Origin of the sequence: Streptomyces sp. NPDC048504 (genome assembly GCF_043200035.1) — a bacterium.
GTDB lineage: Bacteria > Actinomycetota > Actinomycetes > Streptomycetales > Streptomycetaceae > Streptomyces.
The window spans coordinates 139603-156649 of the sequence record NZ_JBICXA010000013.1 but is presented as its reverse complement, the minus strand read 5'-3'; the positions used below and the strand labels follow the sequence as shown (position 1 = coordinate 156649).

Sequence of the window (17047 nt, the reverse complement as noted above, 5' to 3'; positions counted from 1 at the left end):
CCGCCGGGTCCTAGACCTTCGGCTGTTGCTGGGTGATGCAGTGGATGCCTCCACCGCCCGCGAAGATCGTACGGGCGTCCACCAGCGTGACCGCCCGCTCGGGGAAGAGACGGCGGAAGACGCCGGCCGCGTCCTCGTCGCCCGGGTCGTCGAAGGCGCAGAGCACGACCCCGCCGTTGCAGAGGTAGTGGTTGATGTAGGAGTAGTCGACCCAGTCGCCGGCCTCGTCTTGGAGCACGGTCGGCGCGGGAACCTCTACGACCTCCAGGCGCCGGCCCTTCGCGTCGGTCTCCGCGCGGAGGAGGGCGAGGTACTCCTGCGAGCGGGCGTGGTCCGGGTGGGCCGGGTCGCGCTGGCTGTGGACCAGTACGGTGCCGGGCGCGGCGAAGGCCGCGACGATGTCGACGTGGCCCTGGGTGCCGTAGACGCCGTAGTCGCCGGTGAGGCCGTGCGGGAGCCAGATCGCCTTGGTGGTGCCGAGCCTGGCGTGGATCTCCGCCTCGACCTGCTCGCGCGTCCAGCCGGGGTTGCGGCCGGCGCCGAGCTGGACCGTCTCCGTGAGCAGCACCGTGCCCTCGCCGTCGACGTGGATCGCGCCGCCCTCGTTGACGAGCGTGCTGCTGAGTGCGGGGACTCCGGCCAGGTCGGCGACATGGCGGGCGATCTTGGAGTCGTGCTCCCAGCGGGCCCAGTCCTGGCCGCCCCACCCGTTGAACGTCCAGTCCACGGCGGCCAGTTCACGGCCATCGGTGACGAACGTCGGGCCGATGTCACGCATCCACGCGTCGTCCAGCTCGCGCTCGACCAACTCGACGTCCAGGCCGAGGAGTTCGCGCGCCGACTCGCCCTGACCCGGCCCGTGCACCATCGTCACCGGTTCGAACCGGCGCACGGCGAGGGCCACGGACGCCCAGGCGGCGCGGGCCTCCGCCAGTTCCTCGGCGTTGGTGAAGGTCGGGTTGGGGCCGGGCCAGGCCATCCAGGTGCGCTCGTGCGGGGCCCACTCGGGCGGCATACGGAAGCTCATCAGAAGTCCCAAGTCTCTTGGTGCTAAAGGAAGTAGAGGCGGTTGAGGGCGACCGAGTCGGCGGGCTCCGAGCGCAGCGGTTCGCCGTCCAGGGTGACCAGGCCGGTCCGCTGGTCCACATCGACCGCTCCGGTACGGGAGTTGAGCCGCAGGTCGGCGGGCCCGATACCCCGCGTGCCGCGAACTGCCACGCGTCGGCGGCGAGTTGGCATCGAGTCGTTGCCCTGGTCCAGGGCGGCCTGCGCGACGAAGGCCACGGAGATGTCGGCGGGCGTCGAGCCGTGCGCGCCGAACTGCGGTCCCAGGACGAGGGGTTCACAGGTGTCGGTCGCCGCGTTGGGGTCGCCGACCACGCCGTACGCCGGGAACCCGGACTTCAGGACGAGCTGCGGTTTCGCGCCGAAGTACTCCGGCCGCCACAGCACGATGTCCGCCAGCTTGCCGACCTCGATGGAGCCGACCTCGTGCGAAAGTCCGTGCGCGATCGCGGGGTTGATGGTCAGCTTGGCGATGTACCGCAGGACGCGTTCGTTGTCGTGGTCCGTCTCCGGAGAACCGCCGAGCGCGCCGAACTCGGCCTTCATCTTCCCGGCCATCGCGAACGTACGGCGCACGGTCTCGCCGGCCCGGCCCATGCCCTGCGCGTCGGACGAGGTGATGCCAATCGCGCCCAGGTCGTGCAGCACGTCCTCGGCGCCCATCGTCCCGGCGCGGATACGGTCGCGGGCCATCGCGGCGTCGCCGGGCAGGTCGGTCTTCAGGTCGTGGACGGAGACGATCATGCCGTAGTGCTCGGCGACCGCGTCCCTGCCGAAGGGCAGGGTGGGGTTGGTGGAGGAGCCGATGACGTTCGCGACTCCCGCCATTTTCAAGACATTCGGCACGTGTCCGCCGCCGCAGCCCTCGATGTGGAAGGCGTGGATCGTCCGGCCCTCCAGGACCCGCAGGGTGTCCTCGACGGACAGGCACTCGTTCAACCCGTCGCTGTGCAGGGCGACTTGGACGTCGTGCTCCTCGGCGACCCGCAACGCGGTGTCCAGCGCGCGGGTGTGGGCGCCCATGTCCTCGTGCACCTTGAAGCCGGACGCGCCTCCCTCGGCGAGGGCCTCCACCAGCGGAGCCGCGTCGGACGACGAACCCCGGCCCAGGAAGCCGATGTTGACCGGCCAGGCGTCGAAGGCGTTGAACGCGTGGCGCAGCGCCCAGGGCGAGTTGACGCCGACGCCCCACACCGGGCCGAACTCCTGCCCGATGATCGTGGTCACCCCGGACGCCAGCGAGGCCTCCATGATGCGCGGCGAGAGGAGGTGCACATGGGTGTCGACTGCGCCCGCGGTGGCGATGAGCCCCTCGCCGGACACGATGGAGGTACCGGTGCCGACGACGACGTCCACGCCGTCGAGGGTGTCGGGGTTGCCGGCCCGCCCGATCGAGCAGATCCGCCCTTCCCGAATCCCGATGGACACCTTGCGGATGCCCTGCGCCGCGTCGATCACGACGACGTTGCTGATCACGACGTCACACGTCTCGCGTACGGCGGCGGCCTTCAGGTGCAGTCCGTCGCGGGCCGTCTTGCCGAACCCGGCGAGGAACTCGTCGCCGTAGCGCTGCGAGTCGGACTCCACGCGGATCGTCAGCCCCGAGTCGCCGAGGCGGACACGGTCGCCGGCGCGGGGGCCGTGGGTGGCAGCGTACTCGTACGGGTTCACTGCTCAACTCCCAGGTAGCCGCAGGCAGTTGCCCGGCGCAGGGCCTCTTCCTTCGCGCCCGGCGCGTCCAGCGGGCCGTCGACGAGGCCCGCGAAACCGATCGCGACGCGCTCGCCACCGATGGGCAGCAGGCCGACCTCGGCACTCTCGCCCGGGCCGAAGCGGACGGAGGATCCGGCGGGTACGGCGAGCCGCATGCCGTAGGCCTCGGCGCGGGGGAAGTCGAGGCGTGGGTTGGCCTCGAAGAAGTGGAAGTGGGAGGTCACGGAGACGGGGACGGTCGCGGTGTTGGTGACCGTGACGCGGACGACGGCCTCGGGTTCGGCGTGCGGCGGGCCCGGGAGCAGGGCGCCCGGGGCGTCCCCGGCCAGCCCCCCGCCGATCGGGTCGGAGACCACCGCGAGCCTCGAACCGTCGTCGAAGACGGCCTCGACGTGCACCTCGGTGACGACGTCGGCGACGCCTGGGAGAACGTCGTCGGGACCGAGGACGGACCGCGCGCGCTCGATCGCGAAGGCAAGCCGGGCACCGTCCCGGGCCGCCTCGCACACCGTGTCCGCGATGAGCGCGGTGGCCTCCGGCACGTTGAGTCTGAGGCCGCGCGCCTTGCGGGCGCGGGCCAGTTCGGCGGCCGAGAACAGCAGCAGACGGTCGCGTTCCGTGGGGGTGAGCCTCATCCCGTATCCCTCCTTTAGAGCATCACTCTAAATGGTAAAAGCCATATACGGAATGCTTGACGCGCGCCCTTCACTCGGTTCACATTGAACGTCACTCTAAGAAAGAGGTGGCCCACCATGCCGATAGAACAGCGCGGAGTCGACACCGTCCCGGACGCGGAACGCACCAGCGGCCCGCGCGATCTCGTGTCGATCCTGCTCGGCTCCAACCTCTGCCTCGGCGTGATCATCTTCGGCTGGCTGCCGCCGTCGTTCGGGCTGGGCTGGTGGGCCTCGGTCTTCTCGATCGTCGCGGGCACGGTGGTCGGCACACTGTTCACGGCACCGCTTGCGCTGGTCTCCCTGCGCACCGCGACCAACCTGTCGACGTCGTCCGGCGCCCAGTTCGGGGTGCGGGGCCGGCTGGTCGGCTCGGTGGTCGGCCTGCTCCTCGCCCTCGGCTACACCGCGCTGACCGTGTGGATCGGCGGCGATGTGATGGTGGGTGTACTGGGGCGGCTGTTCGGGCTGCCGGCGGACGGGGCGTCGTACGCCGTCGTGTACGCGCTGCTCGCGGCGGCGACCGTGGCGGGCGCGGTGTACGGCTACCGGGTGCTGCTGGCCATGTCCCGGGTCCTGTCCGTCGGCATGACGGCGCTGCTGGTCCTCGGCGTGATCGCGTACGCCCCGCACTTCACGACCGGGGCGCTGCCGGAGGCGGGCGGCTATCTGCTGGGCGGGTTCTGGCCGACGTGGTGTCTGGCGACGGTGGCGGCGGGACTGTCCGGGCCGATCGCGTTCATCACCCTCCTCGGCGACTACACGCGGTACATCTCCCCGGCCCGTCACACCTCACGCCGGGTCCTGCACGCGACCTGGCTCGGGCTGATCGCCGGTCTCCTCGTCCCCCAACTCTTCGGCACGTTCACGGCGTTCGGGGCACGGGCGGCTCTCGACTACGCGGGCCCGCTGGTGTCGGCGTCGCCCGGCTGGTACCTGGTCCCGCTACTGCTCGCCGCCTCCGCGGGGTCGGTCGGCAACGCCGGGCTGATGCTCTACTCCATGGGCCTCGACCTGGACGCGATCCTGCCCCGCGCGTCCCGGGCCCGGGCCACGTGCGCGGTCGCGGTCGTCGCCATGGTCTGCGTCTTCGTCGGCCACTACGCCTGGAACGCCCAGTCCGCGATGACGTCCTTCGTCCTGCTCCTGACGGCGATCGGCACACCGTGGGCGGTCATCACGCTCATCGGTTTCGTGCGGTGCCGGGGGGTGTACGACGCCGATGCCCTCCAGGTCTTCAACCGCCGCTCGCGGGGCGGGATTTACTGGTACCGCGCGGGCTGGAACATCCAGGCGGCGATCTCCTGGGCGGTGGGCGCGGGGATCGGTCTGCTCGCGGTGTCGCTGCCGTCGTACGAGGGGCCGTTGCTGTCGCTGACCGGCGGGGTGGACTGCAGTTTCGTGCTGTCGGGCGTGGTGGGCGGGCTGCTGTACCTGCTGCTCACGCCGTGGGCAACCACAGGCCCGGGCATCTCGCCCCGGTCCGTAGCGCGGGGGCGCTACGGCCCCAAGGCATTGAGGATAGAGAGCGCGAGGGCAAGTGCGGCTCCCGCCGCGACGGCCGCCGCCCGAACCACTTCCGGCCAGGGCTTCTCCTCCTTCAGCGCGAGCAGCGCGGCGCAGGCTCCGACCAGCAGACTGGCCAGCAACACCACACAACCCCAGGCCAAGAGGAGCTGAGCGTTTGTGGGCATGACAAGTCGACCTCTCTGTACGGGTGAACAGACATCGGCGGACAGGCACGCCCTACCGTTGGGAAAAAGCGAAGGCGGCCCTCGCCTCAGCCGGCCTCAAGGCCCGGCAGGAATCGGCTCGCGCCGAAAGCGGGCTTCAGGTCGCTGAACCAGGTCGCGTTCTCGTCGTAGGCCGCGAAGAACGGGCGGTCGACGAGGGACGGGTCGCGGGCCTGGATCAGGTGGAGGACGAAGACCTTCTCGCCGGCGATCTCCGCGATGCCGTCGACGCAGACCTTGCCCGGCATCGCGGACATGACCGGGCCGCGGACCGTACGGGCGAGGCCGGAGACGCGGGCGTAGGCGTCGCGGAAGATCTGGTGGCCGCGGGCCAGGGGGACGCCGAAGTAGCCCTGGGGGCCGGTGTCGCGCTCCACGAACTGGTAGTACGGCACCGCGCCGAGCGTGGTCGTCTCGTCCCACAGCTCGGCCCAGGCCTCGGCACTGTCGTTGATGCCGGCCACCAGCGGGCCCTGGCAGCGGATCACGGCGCCCGTGCCCCGCACCCGGCGCATCGCGTCCCGTACGACCGGCGGGCGCAGCTCCTGCGGGTGGGTGAAGTGGGCCATCAGGGCCAGGTGACGGCCGCTCGCCACCACCTTCTCGAAGAGGCGCAGCAGGTCGTCGGCGTCGCGGTCGGTGGTGAAACGGTACGGCCAGAAGGCGAGGGACTTGGTGCCGATGCGGATCGAGCGGATCGTGTCGATCTCCAGGAGGGGATCGACGTAGCGGCGAAGGACCTCGGTGCTCATCACCAGCGGGTCGCCGCCCGTGATCAGCGCGCTCGTGACCTCGGGGTGGGCCTTGAGGTACGCGCTGGTGGTGCCGATGTCGTCGGTGGCGATGCGGAGTTCGGACTCGCCGACGAACTGGGGCCAGCGGAAGCAGTACGTGCAGTAGGCATGGCAGGTCTGGCCCTGGCGCGGGAAGATCAGCACCGTCTCGGGGTACTTGTGCTGGAGCCCTTCCAGTCGTTCCCCCTCGTGCACGGGCACGTTGGCGTCGAGCTGGCCCGAGGGGTGCGGGTTCAGCTTCATCCGGATCTCGTGGGCCGCGCGCAGGACTTCGGCCTTCGGCGCCTCCTGGGAGAGGAGGTCCGCCATCTGCTTGAGATCGGGCTCCGGCAACATCCCGGCCTGCGGGAACGTCAGCCGGAAGATCGGGTCGTCGGGCACCGCCGACCAGTCGATCAACTCGTCGACGACATACGTGTTCGTGCGGAACGGCAGCACCGTTGAGACGGCTCGGATGGCCAGCCGTTCGGTGGCCGGGAGGGACACGCGCTGTAGCAGTCCGTCCAGGTCACGGGGTGTGAAGGCGCGAAAACGGGGGCTCGTGTGTGGAGCGAGGTGGAGCGCTGAACTCATCTGTGCCAGTGCCTCTATTCCGTGACCAGGACCGCCGGCCGCAATTCGACGAATGCGGTCGCCGACGCATCGTACTTCTCCGCGAAGTGCTGCCTCAGCAGCTCGTGCAGCTCGCTCTCGTCGTCGACGACGAACAGCTCGTGGGCGCCTGACACGTTCAAGGCCTCGCTGTACGCGGAGAGTTGATCGAGGCGGTGGCGTGCCATGTACGAGACCAGGTCGTGCCCGGCGACGTACAGGCTGTCGTCGACGTGGACGAAGCGGCAGGTGAACTCGCGTCGGCCGTCGGTCGCGTCGACGAGGGTCACCGGCAGATGGGTGAACCGGTCCATCGGCTTGCTCTGTTGCCACAGCTCGTCGAAACGCTGCTCCACGAAGGCGCCGAGCGGCGAGCGGACGGCGACCTCCAGCTGGACGCCCTCGCCGGAGAGCCGGCCGACCGTCAGGAAGGAGACGAGGGAGCGCTCGTCCCAGCGGTAGAGAGTCACACCGGGCGAGGTCGAGCAGAGCCGTACTTCGAGGAACTGGCCAGAGGTGTCGTCGAGTCGGCGCACGAACTGGCTGAGCGTACGCAGGTTGCGCAAGATGTCGCGACGTATGTCGGCGCTCTGCTCGCCCAGTTCACGGCCGCGCAGGATCACGGCGAGGGAGTCGGGGTCGAGGAGCAGGATCTGCACCCGGGCACCGTGCGCGGTGGCCGACCGGATGCCGCGGAAGAGGCGGTCGGAGTACTGCGGCCCGAACAGGTTGGAGAAGGTGTCCAGCACCTTCACGTTCGACGTCGAGCCGTAGACCTGGGCGCTGAACCACTCGTAGTCGAGCCGGGTGTGTTCGCGGACCCGGCCCTCCTGGGCGCGGGAGATCAGCGGGCCGATCACGAAGACGGTGATGACGACGCCGACGATGTCGGTGCCGAGGTTGAGGGCGAGATTCTCGCCGTAGTTGCCCATGCGCTTGGCGAACCAGAGCAGCAACCCGGCGCAGGCGGCGAGCAGGAGGAGCACCGTGAGGCTCTGCGGGCGGCGTGGGGTGCGTAACGCGCGGAGCAGCCAGCTCGGCCTCGCCAGCGGCGACCGTCCGTTCACCCGTGCTCCCTCCCCCGTGGATTCAGGAGATACCCGTACGGGGGAGGAGCTACGCGTCGAACCGACTTCCGGCGCTCGACCGGGAGTCGGGCTCAGCCCAGCCGGTGCATCCACCCGTGCTTGTCGACGCTGTCGCCGCGCTGGATGTCGAGGAGTGCCGCGCGGAGCTTCAGCGTGACCTCGCCGGGCTCGCCGCCCGACTGCGTCCACTCCGCGCCGGTGCGCTTGACCGTGCCGACCGGGGTGATGACCGCGGCCGTACCGCAGGCGAAGACCTCCGTCAGCGTGCCGTTCTCGGAGTCGCGCTGCCACTGCTCGATGGAGACCCGGCCCTCCTGCGGCTCGTAGCCGAGGTCGCGGGCGAGGGTGAGGAGGGAGTCGCGGGTGACGCCCTCCAGGATGGAGCCGGTGAGGGTGGGGGTGACGATCACCGGCTTTTCGTTGGACTCGGCGCCGTACACGAAGTACAGGTTCATGCCGCCGAGTTCCTCGACCCACTTGCGCTCGACCGCGTCGAGGTAGCAGACCTGGGCGCAGCCCTGCTCGGCGGCCTCGGCCTGGGCGAGGAGGGAGGCGGCGTAGTTGCCGCCGGTCTTGGCGTCGCCCATGCCGCCGGGGACGGCGCGGACGTGGTCCTCGGAGACCCAGATGGAGACGGGCTTCACGCCACCGGGGAAGTAGGCGCCGGCCGGGGAGGCGATGACGAGGAAGAGGTACTCGTTGGCGGGCTTCACGCCCAGGCCGACCTCGGTCGCGATCATGAACGGGCGCAGGTAGAGGGACTCCTCGCCGCCGTGCGCCGGGACCCAGTCGCGGTCCTGCTGGACCAGCACGTCACAGGCCTCGATGAACGTCTCGACCGGCAGCTCGGGCATGCCGAGGCGGCGGGCGGAGGTCTGGAAGCGGCGGGCGTTCTTCTCGGGGCGGAAGGTGGCGACGGAGCCGTCGGCCTGCCGGTAGGCCTTGAGGCCCTCGAAGATCTCCTGCGCGTAGTGCAGGGTCATGTTCGCGGGGTCGAGGGAGAGCGGGCCGTACGGCACGAGCTGGCCGTCGTGCCAGCCGCGGCCCTCGGTCCACTTGATCGTCACCATGTGGTCGGTGAAGTGGCGGCCGAACCCGGGGTTCGTCAGAATGGCGTCGCGCTCGGCGGCGGAAAGTGGCGAGGCCGAGGGCTTGAGCTCGATCGTGGGCGTCGTCATGAGTGGTTGTCCTTCACCGGTTGTGTGTGACGGGCCGCGCTCACGCCCTCGACTGCCAGTGGCCAGTGTTAGGACGTCCGAGCATTGCCTCATTCCGCGGCTCCGCGTTCGATTATCGCGCGAGGTGGACCGTGGACGAAAACGGCGTGAATGCGACCCAGGGATGATGGTGGCACCCGGCGGGGACGTAAGAAAAGCCGCCGGGTGCGGTTGCGACCCGGCGGCTTCGAAATACTGCGTGAGTTTTTCGAGTGGCGGCGGGGTCAGCCGGCTACTCGTACGGCGAGCGCGTCGCCGATCTCGGTGGTGCTGCGCGCGGGCTTGCCGGTGCGGTCCGCGAGGTCGGCGGAGACGGCGTCCTCGATGCGGACGGCCTCGGACTCGTAGCCGAGGTGGCGCAGCAGGAGGGCGACGGACAGGACCGTGGCGGTGGGGTCGGCCTTGCCCTGGCCCGCGATGTCGGGCGCGGAGCCGTGCACGGGCTCGAACATCGAGGGGAACTCGCCGGACGGGTTGATGTTCCCGCTCGCGGCGACGCCGATGCCGCCGGAGACCGCCGCGGCGAGGTCGGTGATGATGTCGCCGAAGAGGTTGTCGGTGACGATCACGTCGAAGCGGGCCGGGTCGGTGACGAGGTAGATCGTCGCCGCGTCCACGTGGATGTAGTCGGTGGTGACCTCGGGGAACTCGGCCGCGACCTTGTTGAAGACGTTCGTCCACAGGTGGCCCGCGAAGGTCAGCACGTTGTTCTTGTGGACCAGCGTGAGCTTCTTGCGCGGACGGGCCTGGGCGCGGGCGAAGGCGTCCCGGACGACGCGCTCGACACCGAAGGCCGTGTTGACGGAGACCTCTGTGGCGACCTCGTGCTCGGTGCCCTTGCGGATGGTGCCGCCGTTGCCGGTGTACGGGCCCTCGGTGCCCTCGCGGACCACCACGAAGTCGATCTCCGGCTCACCGGCGAGGGGGGTCGCCACTCCCGGGAGCAGCTTCGACGGCCGCAGGTTGACGTGGTGGTCGAAGGCGAAGCGGAGCTTCAGCAGGAAGCCGCGCTCCAGCACCCCGGACGGGACACTCGGGTCACCGATAGCGCCCAGCAGGATCGCGTCGTGCGGCTTCAGCGCGGCCAGGTCGGCGTCGGTGAGGGTCTCACCAGTCGCGTGGTAGCGGCGGGCGCCGAAGTCGAACTCCTTGGTCTCCAGCTTCACATCCTGCGGAAGGACGGCGGAGAGGACTTTCAGACCTTCGGCCACGACTTCCTGACCGATGCCGTCACCGGGGATCACTGCGAGATCGATGCTGCGAGACATGCCCGACACCGTACTCCGCGTCCCATGGGATGACACCGGGTGTCCATGATGCGGACGCACCTCGGCCACCGGCGTCGGCCGTTCGACGTACGTTCACCCTTACGCATGGCGCCCGTTGGACTTGTGGGGGAGCTTCATCGACATGACTGCGCTTTTCGGGGGGACACCCCCCGAACCCCCCGTACCCGACGTCGGCATCCCGGAACACCTCGCGGTCCGGATGAGCATGGCCGAGCAGTACGAGTACCTGCGCACGAAGCTGTCCCGGCGCCGCACGCTGGTGACGGCGGGCATGGTGGCGGGCGGCCTGCTGACCGGATGCGCGGGCAAGAGCGGCACCACCGACAGCAGGGCGTCGACGCCCTCCCCCGCCACGTCGAAGGTGCCCGGCGCCGTCGTCACCCCCTTCGGCCGCCATCTCGCCTTCGGCGCCGACCCGAAGACGGCGATGCGGATCTCCTGGCAGGTCCCGTTCGCGGTCAGGAAGCCGTACGTACGGGTGGGGTTGAAGCCGGACGACCTGAGCCGCCGGATCACCGCCGAGGTACGCGACCTGCACACCCCCGGGCTGACCGGCGTCCGCCCCGCGGTCGAGCAGTACTACGTCCACGCGGCCCTGGACAACCTCCACCCCGGCACGACGTACTACTACGGCGTAGGCCACGAGGGCTACGACCCGGCCGAGCCGCAACACCGCTCGACCATCGGGGAGTTCCGCACCGCACCGGCGAACCCCGAGAAGTTCGTGTTCACGGCCTTCGGCGACCAGGGCGTGAGCAACGCCGCCGCCGCCAACGACCACGTCGTCCTGCGCGAGAACCCCGCCTTCCACCTCCACGCCGGCGACATCTGCTACGCCGACACCAACGGCCAGGGCAGGACGACGGACGGCTACGACCCGACGTACTGGAACCTGTTCCTCAAGCAGAACGAGCCGGTCTCACGCTCGGTCCCGTGGATGGTGACGACCGGCAACCATGACATGGAGGCCTGGTACTCCCCCGACGGCTACGGCGGCCAACTCGCCCGCTGGTCCCTCCCGGAGAACGGCTTCGACCCGACGCACGCGCCGGGCGTGTACTCCTTCCTCTACGGCAACGTCGGCATCGTGGCGCTCGACGCGAACGACGTGTCGTACGAGATCACCGCCAACCTCGGCTACACCGGCGGGAAGCAGACGAAGTGGCTGGACCGCAGGCTGGGCGAAGTGCGGGCGGCGAAGGGGGTCGACTTCCTCGTGGTCTTCTTCCACCACTGCGCCTACTCGACCTCCGCCCACGCCTCGGACGGCGGGGTGCGGAGCGCGTGGCTGCCGCTGTTCGCGAAGCACCAGGTGGACCTGGTGATCAACGGGCACAACCACGTCTACGAGCGGACCGACGCGATCAGGAACAACGCGGTCGGCCGGGCGGTACCGATCGGCGCGTCCACCGATCCGACGCGGGACGGGATCGTCTACGTCACGGCGGGCGGCGGCGGGCGTGATCTGTACGGCTTCCCGGCGGGCGTCATGGAGAGCTACGAGGGGCACGTCACGCGGCACGGGACGGTCGACACCGTGCGGTGGGAGAAGGGCCAGCACACCAAGGCGGAGACGGTGGAGTGGTCGCGGGTGCGCTACCGGGGTTTCTCGCTGCTCTCGGTGGAGGTGGAGAGCGGCAGCACGCCCCGGCTGAAGGTGTCGGCGCTGGACCAGAACGGCAAGCGCGTCGACCACTTCGAGGTGCGGCGCGGTCGGTGAGACCGCGCCGCACCCCGTGCGGGCGCGGCTCCCGGCTAATGGGTGGTGTTGCTGCTGGTGGGGGGTGTTGCTGCGGCTCAGTGGCCGGTCTCGCCGCCGTTGTCCCGGCGGTCGAGGGCGCGCTGGAGGGCGGCGGCGGCGTTCTTGCGCTCGGACTCGCTCGTGCGGGACACGTGGCGGACTCGGCGGCGGGCGGTCGTCTCGGCCATGGAGAATCGACTCCTTCGATAATTCCTGGAGTGCGGAAGGGGGTTACGAGACGCCGGAGGGGGCGGGGAGTCACGGACCGCAGGGGTTGCCTGCATGATGTCCGGCTCACGACCGCCATTCGCTTGGTCTAGCGAGACGTTCGGCTCCTACAAAGCTAGGACAGGACCGCGCATCTGTCTCCACAATTACTCGGACTTCCTACTATCTGAGACGGTGAAACGAGTCACACGCCGCTGACCTGCGGTTTCACAAAACGCGGTGAGGCGTCAGAGCACGTCCCCGTCACGCCAGTCGAAGAGGAGATCGCTGCCGAGGTCGAGCGGCCCGGCGAGCGCGGGCCGGACGTACGTACTGTCCTCTTCCTCAGGCAGATGAACGATCCCGTCCGGGCCGAGAGCGGAGATCTTGCCGCCCCAGAGCCGCCAGCCGCGCGCGGTGTAGAGCCGGGCCCCGTCGTCGCTGGCGCCGAGCAGCCCGACGTCGTAGGCGTGATCGACGATCCGTTCCAACTCGGCCATGACCAGCCCCCCGTACCCCTTGCGCCGGGCATCGGGCCGCACCCCGACCCCCTCCACGTACCCGACCCGCAGCCACCGCCCCCGGTACCGCACCCGGCGCATGACGACCGACCCGTGCGCGACGAGCCCGGTGTCGTCGGCGAGCAACGCGTGGACGCCGCCGAGGCCGTGCTCCCAGTCCTGGTCGGTGAGATCGCCGCCGAAGGCCGCGTCCAGCAGTTCGCGGGCGGCGCGGAGGTCGGCCGGGGTGAGGTCGGCCGTGTGGACGGTGCGCATACGGATGGTCACGGGGTCAGTATCGGAGACGAGGCCTCACCGGCCCGGCCCATTCGGAGAAACGCCGAGGGGCCGGGCGATCGCCCGGCCCCTCAAGTCAACCGAAAGAACGTCAGCCCATGTGCGGGTACGTGTAGTCCGTCGGCGCGACCAGGGTTTCCTTGATGGCGCGGGTCAGTGTCCAGCGCATCAGGTTCTGCGGGGCGCCGGCCTTGTCGTTGGTGCCGGAGGAGCGGCCGCCGCCGAAGGGCTGTTGGCCGACTACCGCGCCGGTGGACTTGTCGTTGACGTAGAAGTTGCCGGCCGCGTAGCGGAGCTTCTCCATCGTGTAGGCCGCCGCCGCACGGTCGTTGGCGATGACCGAGCCCGTCAGCGCGTAGTCCGACACCGACTCCATCTGGGTCAGCATCTCGTCGTAGTTCTCGTCCTCGTAGACATGCACGGCGAGGAACGGGCCGAAGTACTCCGTCGTGAAGACCTCGTTCGTCGGGTCGCTGCACTCCACGACCGTCGGGCGGACGAAGTAGCCGACCGAGTCGTCGTACGAACCGCCCGCGACGATCGTGCAGTCGGGGTCCGCCTTCGCGCGGTCGATCGCCGCCTTGTTCTTGGCGAACGCGCGCTCGTCGATGACCGCGCCGATGAAGTTCGACAGGTCGGTGACGTCACCCATCGTCAAGTAGTCGACCTCGGCGGCGAATTCCTCCTTGAACCCGGAGTTCCAGATCGACGCCGGGATGTACGCCCGGGAGCTCGCGGAGCACTTCTGGCCCTGGTACTCGAAGGAGCCCCGGGTCAGCGCCGTCTTCAGCACGGCGCGGTCCGCGCTCGGGTGGGCGACGACGAAGTCCTTGCCGCCGGTCTCGCCGACCAGACGCGGATACGAGCGGTACTTCTCGATGTTGTTGCCGACCGTCTTCCACAGGTACTGGAAGGTCTTGGTGGAACCGGTGAAGTGGATGGCCGCCAGGTCGCGGTGCTCCAGGGCGACCTTCGACACCTCGATGCCGTCGCCGGTGACGAGGTTGATGACGCCCTTGGGGAGACCCGCCTCCTCCAGCAGCTGCATGAGGAGGACCGCGGAATGGGTCTGCGTCGGGCTCGGCTTCCACACAACCACGTTGCCCATGAGAGCCGGGGCCGTCGGCAGGTTGCCCGCGATCGCGGTGAAGTTGAAGGGCGTGATCGCGTAGACGAAGCCTTCGAGCGGACGGTGGTCGAGGCGGTTCCAGACGCCCGGGGAGTTCGCCGGGGGCTGCTCGGCGAGCAGGTCGCGGGCGTACTTGACGTTGAAGCGCCAGAAGTCGACGAGCTCGCAGGGACAGTCGATCTCGGCCTGCTGGGCGGTCTTGGACTGACCGAGCATGGTGGAGGCCGCGAGGGTCTCGCGCCACGGGCCGGAGAGCAGCTCGGCCGCGCGCAGGATGATCGCCGCGCGGTCGTCGAACGACATCGCGCGCCAGGCGGGCGCGGCGGCGAGGGCGGCGTCGATCGCGTCCTGGGCGTCGTCCTGGGTCGCGTTGGCGTACGTGCCGATGCGCGCCTTGTGGTTGTGCGGCTGTACGACGTCCACGCGCGCGCCGCCGCCCAGCCGCTTCTCGCCGCCGATGGTCATCGGCAGGTCGATCGGGTTCTCGGCCAGCTCCTTGAGCTTGACCTCAAGACGGGCGCGCTCGGGAGAGCCGGGCGCGTAGCCGTGCACCGGCTCGTTGACGGGGGTGGGGACCTGGGTCACAGCGTCCATGAGATCCGTAACTCCTTGTACGTGAGCGGGTGTTGGGGTCAATCCCTGGTCAGCCTCGGTCAGCCCTTGGTAAGGGTCGACCGTGCGAAGAAGAGGAGGTTGGCCGGCTTCTCCGCCAGGCGGCGCATGAAGTATCCGTACCAGTCGGTGCCGTAGGCGGTGTAGACGCGCATGCGGTGTCCCTCGGCGGCGAGCCGCAGGTGCTCGTCGCTGCGGATGCCGTAGAGCATCTGGAACTCGTACTCGTCGGGTTTGCGGCCCGCGCGGCGGGCGAGTTCCTGGCCGATGGAGATGAGGCGCGGGTCGTGGGAGCCGATCATCGGGTATCCCTCGCCCTCCATCAGGATGCGCAGGATCCGGACGTACGCCTTGTCGATCTCGTGTTTCTGCTGGTACGCGACCTCGGCGGGCTCCTTGTACGCGCCCTTCACGAGCCGGACCCGGCTGCCGGCCTCGGCGAGGCGGCGGGCGTCGGACTCGGTGCGGAAGAGGTAGGCCTGGATGACGCAGCCGGTCTGCGGGAAGTCCTTCCGCAGTTCCTCGTGGATCGCGAACATCGAGTCGAGGGTGGTGTGGTCCTCGGCGTCGAGCGTGACGGTCGTCCCGATGGCGGCGGCGGCCTCGACGACGGGCCGGACGTTGGCGAGGGCGAGTTCGTGACCGCCGTCCAGCGCCTGCCCGAACATGGACAGCTTGATGGACATCTCGGCCCGGGTGCCCAGCTCCAGCTCCTTGAGCCGGTCGACGAGGGTCAGATAGGCGTCGCGGGCGGCGGCGGCCTGCTCGGGGGTGGTGATGTCCTCGCCGACGACGTCCATCGTCAGCTCAAGACCCTTGGCGGTGAGGTCCTGGACGATCGGCACGATCTCGTCCACGGTCTCGCCGGGGATGAAGCGGTCGACGACCTGCTTGGTCACCGGCGCCGCCGAGATCAGCCGACGCATCTGATCGCTGCGCGAGGCGGCGAGAATCACGGGACCCAGCACGGGGCACCTCCACAGAACCAGCAGACAGGACCACCGTGAAACCTAGGGATCTCTCCGATCGTCGGCCATCGACAGCTGTCACGCATCCGTGCCGCAGATCTCAGACAGATGTATGAAGGCCCGGCGGGAATGCGGGAGAATGCCCGGGTGACATCCGATTCCAGCGGCGACTACCAGGAGCTCGTGGACGAGATCTCGGAGCTCCTCGGCGCCCCCGCGACCCTGGAGAACCGCGACTTCGAGCTGATCGCCTTCGGGGCCTACGACGGTGAGGGCGACCTGGACCCGTCCGCGCTGGACCCGGTCCGCACCCGTTCGATCCTGACCCGGCGCTCCACGGCGGCGATCCGCACCTGGTTCGAGGGCTTCGGCATCACCCGCGCCACCGGCCCGGTCCGCATCCCGCCGACCCCCGAGGCGGGCGTCTACCGCGGCCGTATCTGCCTCCCCGTACGCCATCGGGGTGTCGTCCTCGGCTACGTCTGGCTCCTGGACGACGATCCGGGTCCCTCCGCTGAGCAGCTGGACGCGGCGATGGAGGTGACGGCCCGGATCGGCGCGCTCCTCGCGGACGAGGCACAGGCGGGAGCCGACCTCACGCGTGAGTTGCGCGCGGTCCTCACCGCCGAACGCGGCTGGCAACGGGACATGGCGGTGGCCGCCCTCCGCACCGCCCTCGGCCCGCGCGGCGACGGCCCGCACGCGGTGGTCTGCGTCGCGCCGTGGCCGTCCGCCGACCCGGACGACGCCCCGTCGGCCCGTACGGTGCCGCACGCGACGGCGCTGTGCACGGTGCCGTGGGGTGCGGCGGAGCAGCAGTGCCTGGCGGTGCTGGTACGGCTGCGGACGACGGATGTACCGACTCCGGCGGCGAGCACTGCCGCACGACTGCTGGCGGATGTGCGGGCTCCGGCGGGGAGCCCCACCGCACGGGTACCGGCGGACGGACGCGCTCCCGCCACGAGCAGAGCTGAACGGCCGCCGAGGCAGAGCGTCCCGGCCGCCGGTATCGGCACCCCCCGCATCGGCCTCACCGATCTGGGCACCGCCTGGCAGGAAGCCACGGCGGCGTGCCGCGCGGCCCTCGCGGAACCCCGTTTCGCCCCGGTCGCCGACTGGTCCCGCATCGGCCCGTACCGCCTCCTGACCTCCCTCTCCCCCGAGTCCCCCCACGACCCCGCGGTGGCCCCGCTCCTCTCCCCCACCCACCACGAACTCGCCCGCACGGCCGAGGTGTACCTCGACTGCGCGGGCCAAGCGGGGCGCGCGGCGGCCGAGTTGGGGATCCACCGGCAGACGCTGTACTACCGGCTGTCGCGGGTGGAGCAGTTGACGGGGCTGGACCTGGACGACGGGGAGGACCGGCTCCTGCTGCACATGGCGTTGAAGAGCGCGCGGCTGTAGAGACGGCCGGCCGGTGATCTACTGC

At 69.9% G+C, this 17047-nt stretch carries 14 protein-coding genes; 3 read left to right on the top strand and 11 right to left on the bottom strand.

Features of this window, described 5'->3' with window-relative positions:
* Positions 1-10: 10 nt before the first annotated feature.
* From ACGFY9_RS30010 to ureA, 3 genes are read right to left on the bottom strand one after another with little or no spacing between them, the layout of a single operon-like run.
* The gene (locus ACGFY9_RS30010) at positions 11-1027 is read right to left on the bottom strand and encodes an agmatine/peptidylarginine deiminase (RefSeq protein ID WP_393759308.1); all 1017 of its coding nucleotides are present in this window, start codon (positions 1025-1027) and stop codon (positions 11-13) included.
* Between the two features lie 23 nt (positions 1028-1050).
* A complete protein-coding gene (locus ACGFY9_RS30005; protein WP_393759306.1) occupies positions 1051-2736 on the bottom strand; it encodes an urease subunit alpha in 1686 nt (561 codons plus the stop codon).
* On the bottom strand, positions 2733-3413 hold the full coding sequence (gene ureA / locus ACGFY9_RS30000; protein ID WP_393759304.1) for an urease subunit gamma: 681 nt from the start codon (positions 3411-3413) through the stop codon (positions 2733-2735). The genes ACGFY9_RS30005 and ureA overlap by 4 nt, the downstream gene beginning before the upstream one ends.
* A 117-nt stretch (positions 3414-3530) precedes the next feature.
* Between ureA and ACGFY9_RS29995 the strand changes: the two genes are divergently transcribed.
* Complete coding sequence (locus ACGFY9_RS29995) at positions 3531-5132, top strand: cytosine permease (RefSeq protein ID WP_393759302.1); 1602 nt, start codon at positions 3531-3533, stop codon at positions 5130-5132.
* A 100-nt stretch (positions 5133-5232) separates the two neighbouring features.
* On the opposite strand, the gene ACGFY9_RS29990 is transcribed toward ACGFY9_RS29995, so the two are convergent.
* The 4 genes from ACGFY9_RS29990 to ACGFY9_RS29975 all read right to left on the bottom strand — a co-directional run bounded on the left by ACGFY9_RS29990 (position 5233) and on the right by ACGFY9_RS29975 (position 10143).
* Positions 5233-6465, bottom strand: coding sequence for a KamA family radical SAM protein (locus tag ACGFY9_RS29990; RefSeq protein WP_393759301.1), 1233 nt, complete (start codon positions 6463-6465; stop codon positions 5233-5235).
* Between the two features lie 101 nt (positions 6466-6566).
* The gene (locus ACGFY9_RS29985) at positions 6567-7637 is read right to left on the bottom strand and encodes a hypothetical protein (RefSeq protein WP_393759299.1); all 1071 of its coding nucleotides are present in this window, start codon (positions 7635-7637) and stop codon (positions 6567-6569) included.
* A gap of 92 nt (positions 7638-7729) precedes the next feature.
* Complete coding sequence (locus ACGFY9_RS29980; RefSeq protein ID WP_393759297.1) at positions 7730-8836, bottom strand: branched-chain amino acid aminotransferase; 1107 nt, start codon at positions 8834-8836, stop codon at positions 7730-7732.
* A 263-nt stretch (positions 8837-9099) separates the two neighbouring features.
* Positions 9100-10143, bottom strand: coding sequence for a 3-isopropylmalate dehydrogenase (locus ACGFY9_RS29975; RefSeq protein ID WP_043680300.1), 1044 nt, complete (start codon positions 10141-10143; stop codon positions 9100-9102).
* Between the two features lie 142 nt (positions 10144-10285).
* Between ACGFY9_RS29975 and ACGFY9_RS29970 the strand changes: the two genes are divergently transcribed.
* Positions 10286-11884, top strand: a complete 1599-nt coding sequence (locus ACGFY9_RS29970) for a purple acid phosphatase family protein (protein ID WP_393759295.1) — start codon at positions 10286-10288, stop codon at positions 11882-11884.
* A gap of 77 nt (positions 11885-11961) precedes the next feature.
* Here the strand turns inward: ACGFY9_RS29970 and ACGFY9_RS29965 are convergent, their stop codons facing one another.
* From ACGFY9_RS29965 to ACGFY9_RS29950, 4 genes are all read right to left on the bottom strand, one after another.
* Positions 11962-12093, bottom strand: a complete 132-nt coding sequence (locus ACGFY9_RS29965; RefSeq protein WP_366362211.1) for a hypothetical protein — start codon at positions 12091-12093, stop codon at positions 11962-11964.
* Between the two features lie 267 nt (positions 12094-12360).
* Positions 12361-12900 carry a GNAT family N-acetyltransferase gene (locus ACGFY9_RS29960; RefSeq protein WP_393759293.1) on the bottom strand — a complete coding sequence of 180 codons (540 nt, stop codon included), beginning with the start codon at positions 12898-12900 and terminating at the stop codon, positions 12361-12363.
* A 100-nt stretch (positions 12901-13000) separates the two neighbouring features.
* Positions 13001-14632, bottom strand: coding sequence for an L-glutamate gamma-semialdehyde dehydrogenase (gene pruA / locus ACGFY9_RS29955; RefSeq protein ID WP_393759292.1), 1632 nt, complete (start codon positions 14630-14632; stop codon positions 13001-13003).
* Between the two features lie 59 nt (positions 14633-14691).
* The gene (locus ACGFY9_RS29950) at positions 14692-15618 is read right to left on the bottom strand and encodes a proline dehydrogenase family protein (RefSeq protein ID WP_393759291.1); all 927 of its coding nucleotides are present in this window, start codon (positions 15616-15618) and stop codon (positions 14692-14694) included.
* 129 nt (positions 15619-15747) lie between these two features.
* Here ACGFY9_RS29950 and ACGFY9_RS29945 point away from each other — a divergent pair, with 129 nt between their 5' ends.
* Positions 15748-17022 (top strand): PucR family transcriptional regulator, encoded by a 1275-nt coding sequence (locus ACGFY9_RS29945; protein WP_393759289.1) that lies wholly within the window; start codon positions 15748-15750, stop codon positions 17020-17022.
* Positions 17023-17047 lie beyond the last annotated feature (25 nt).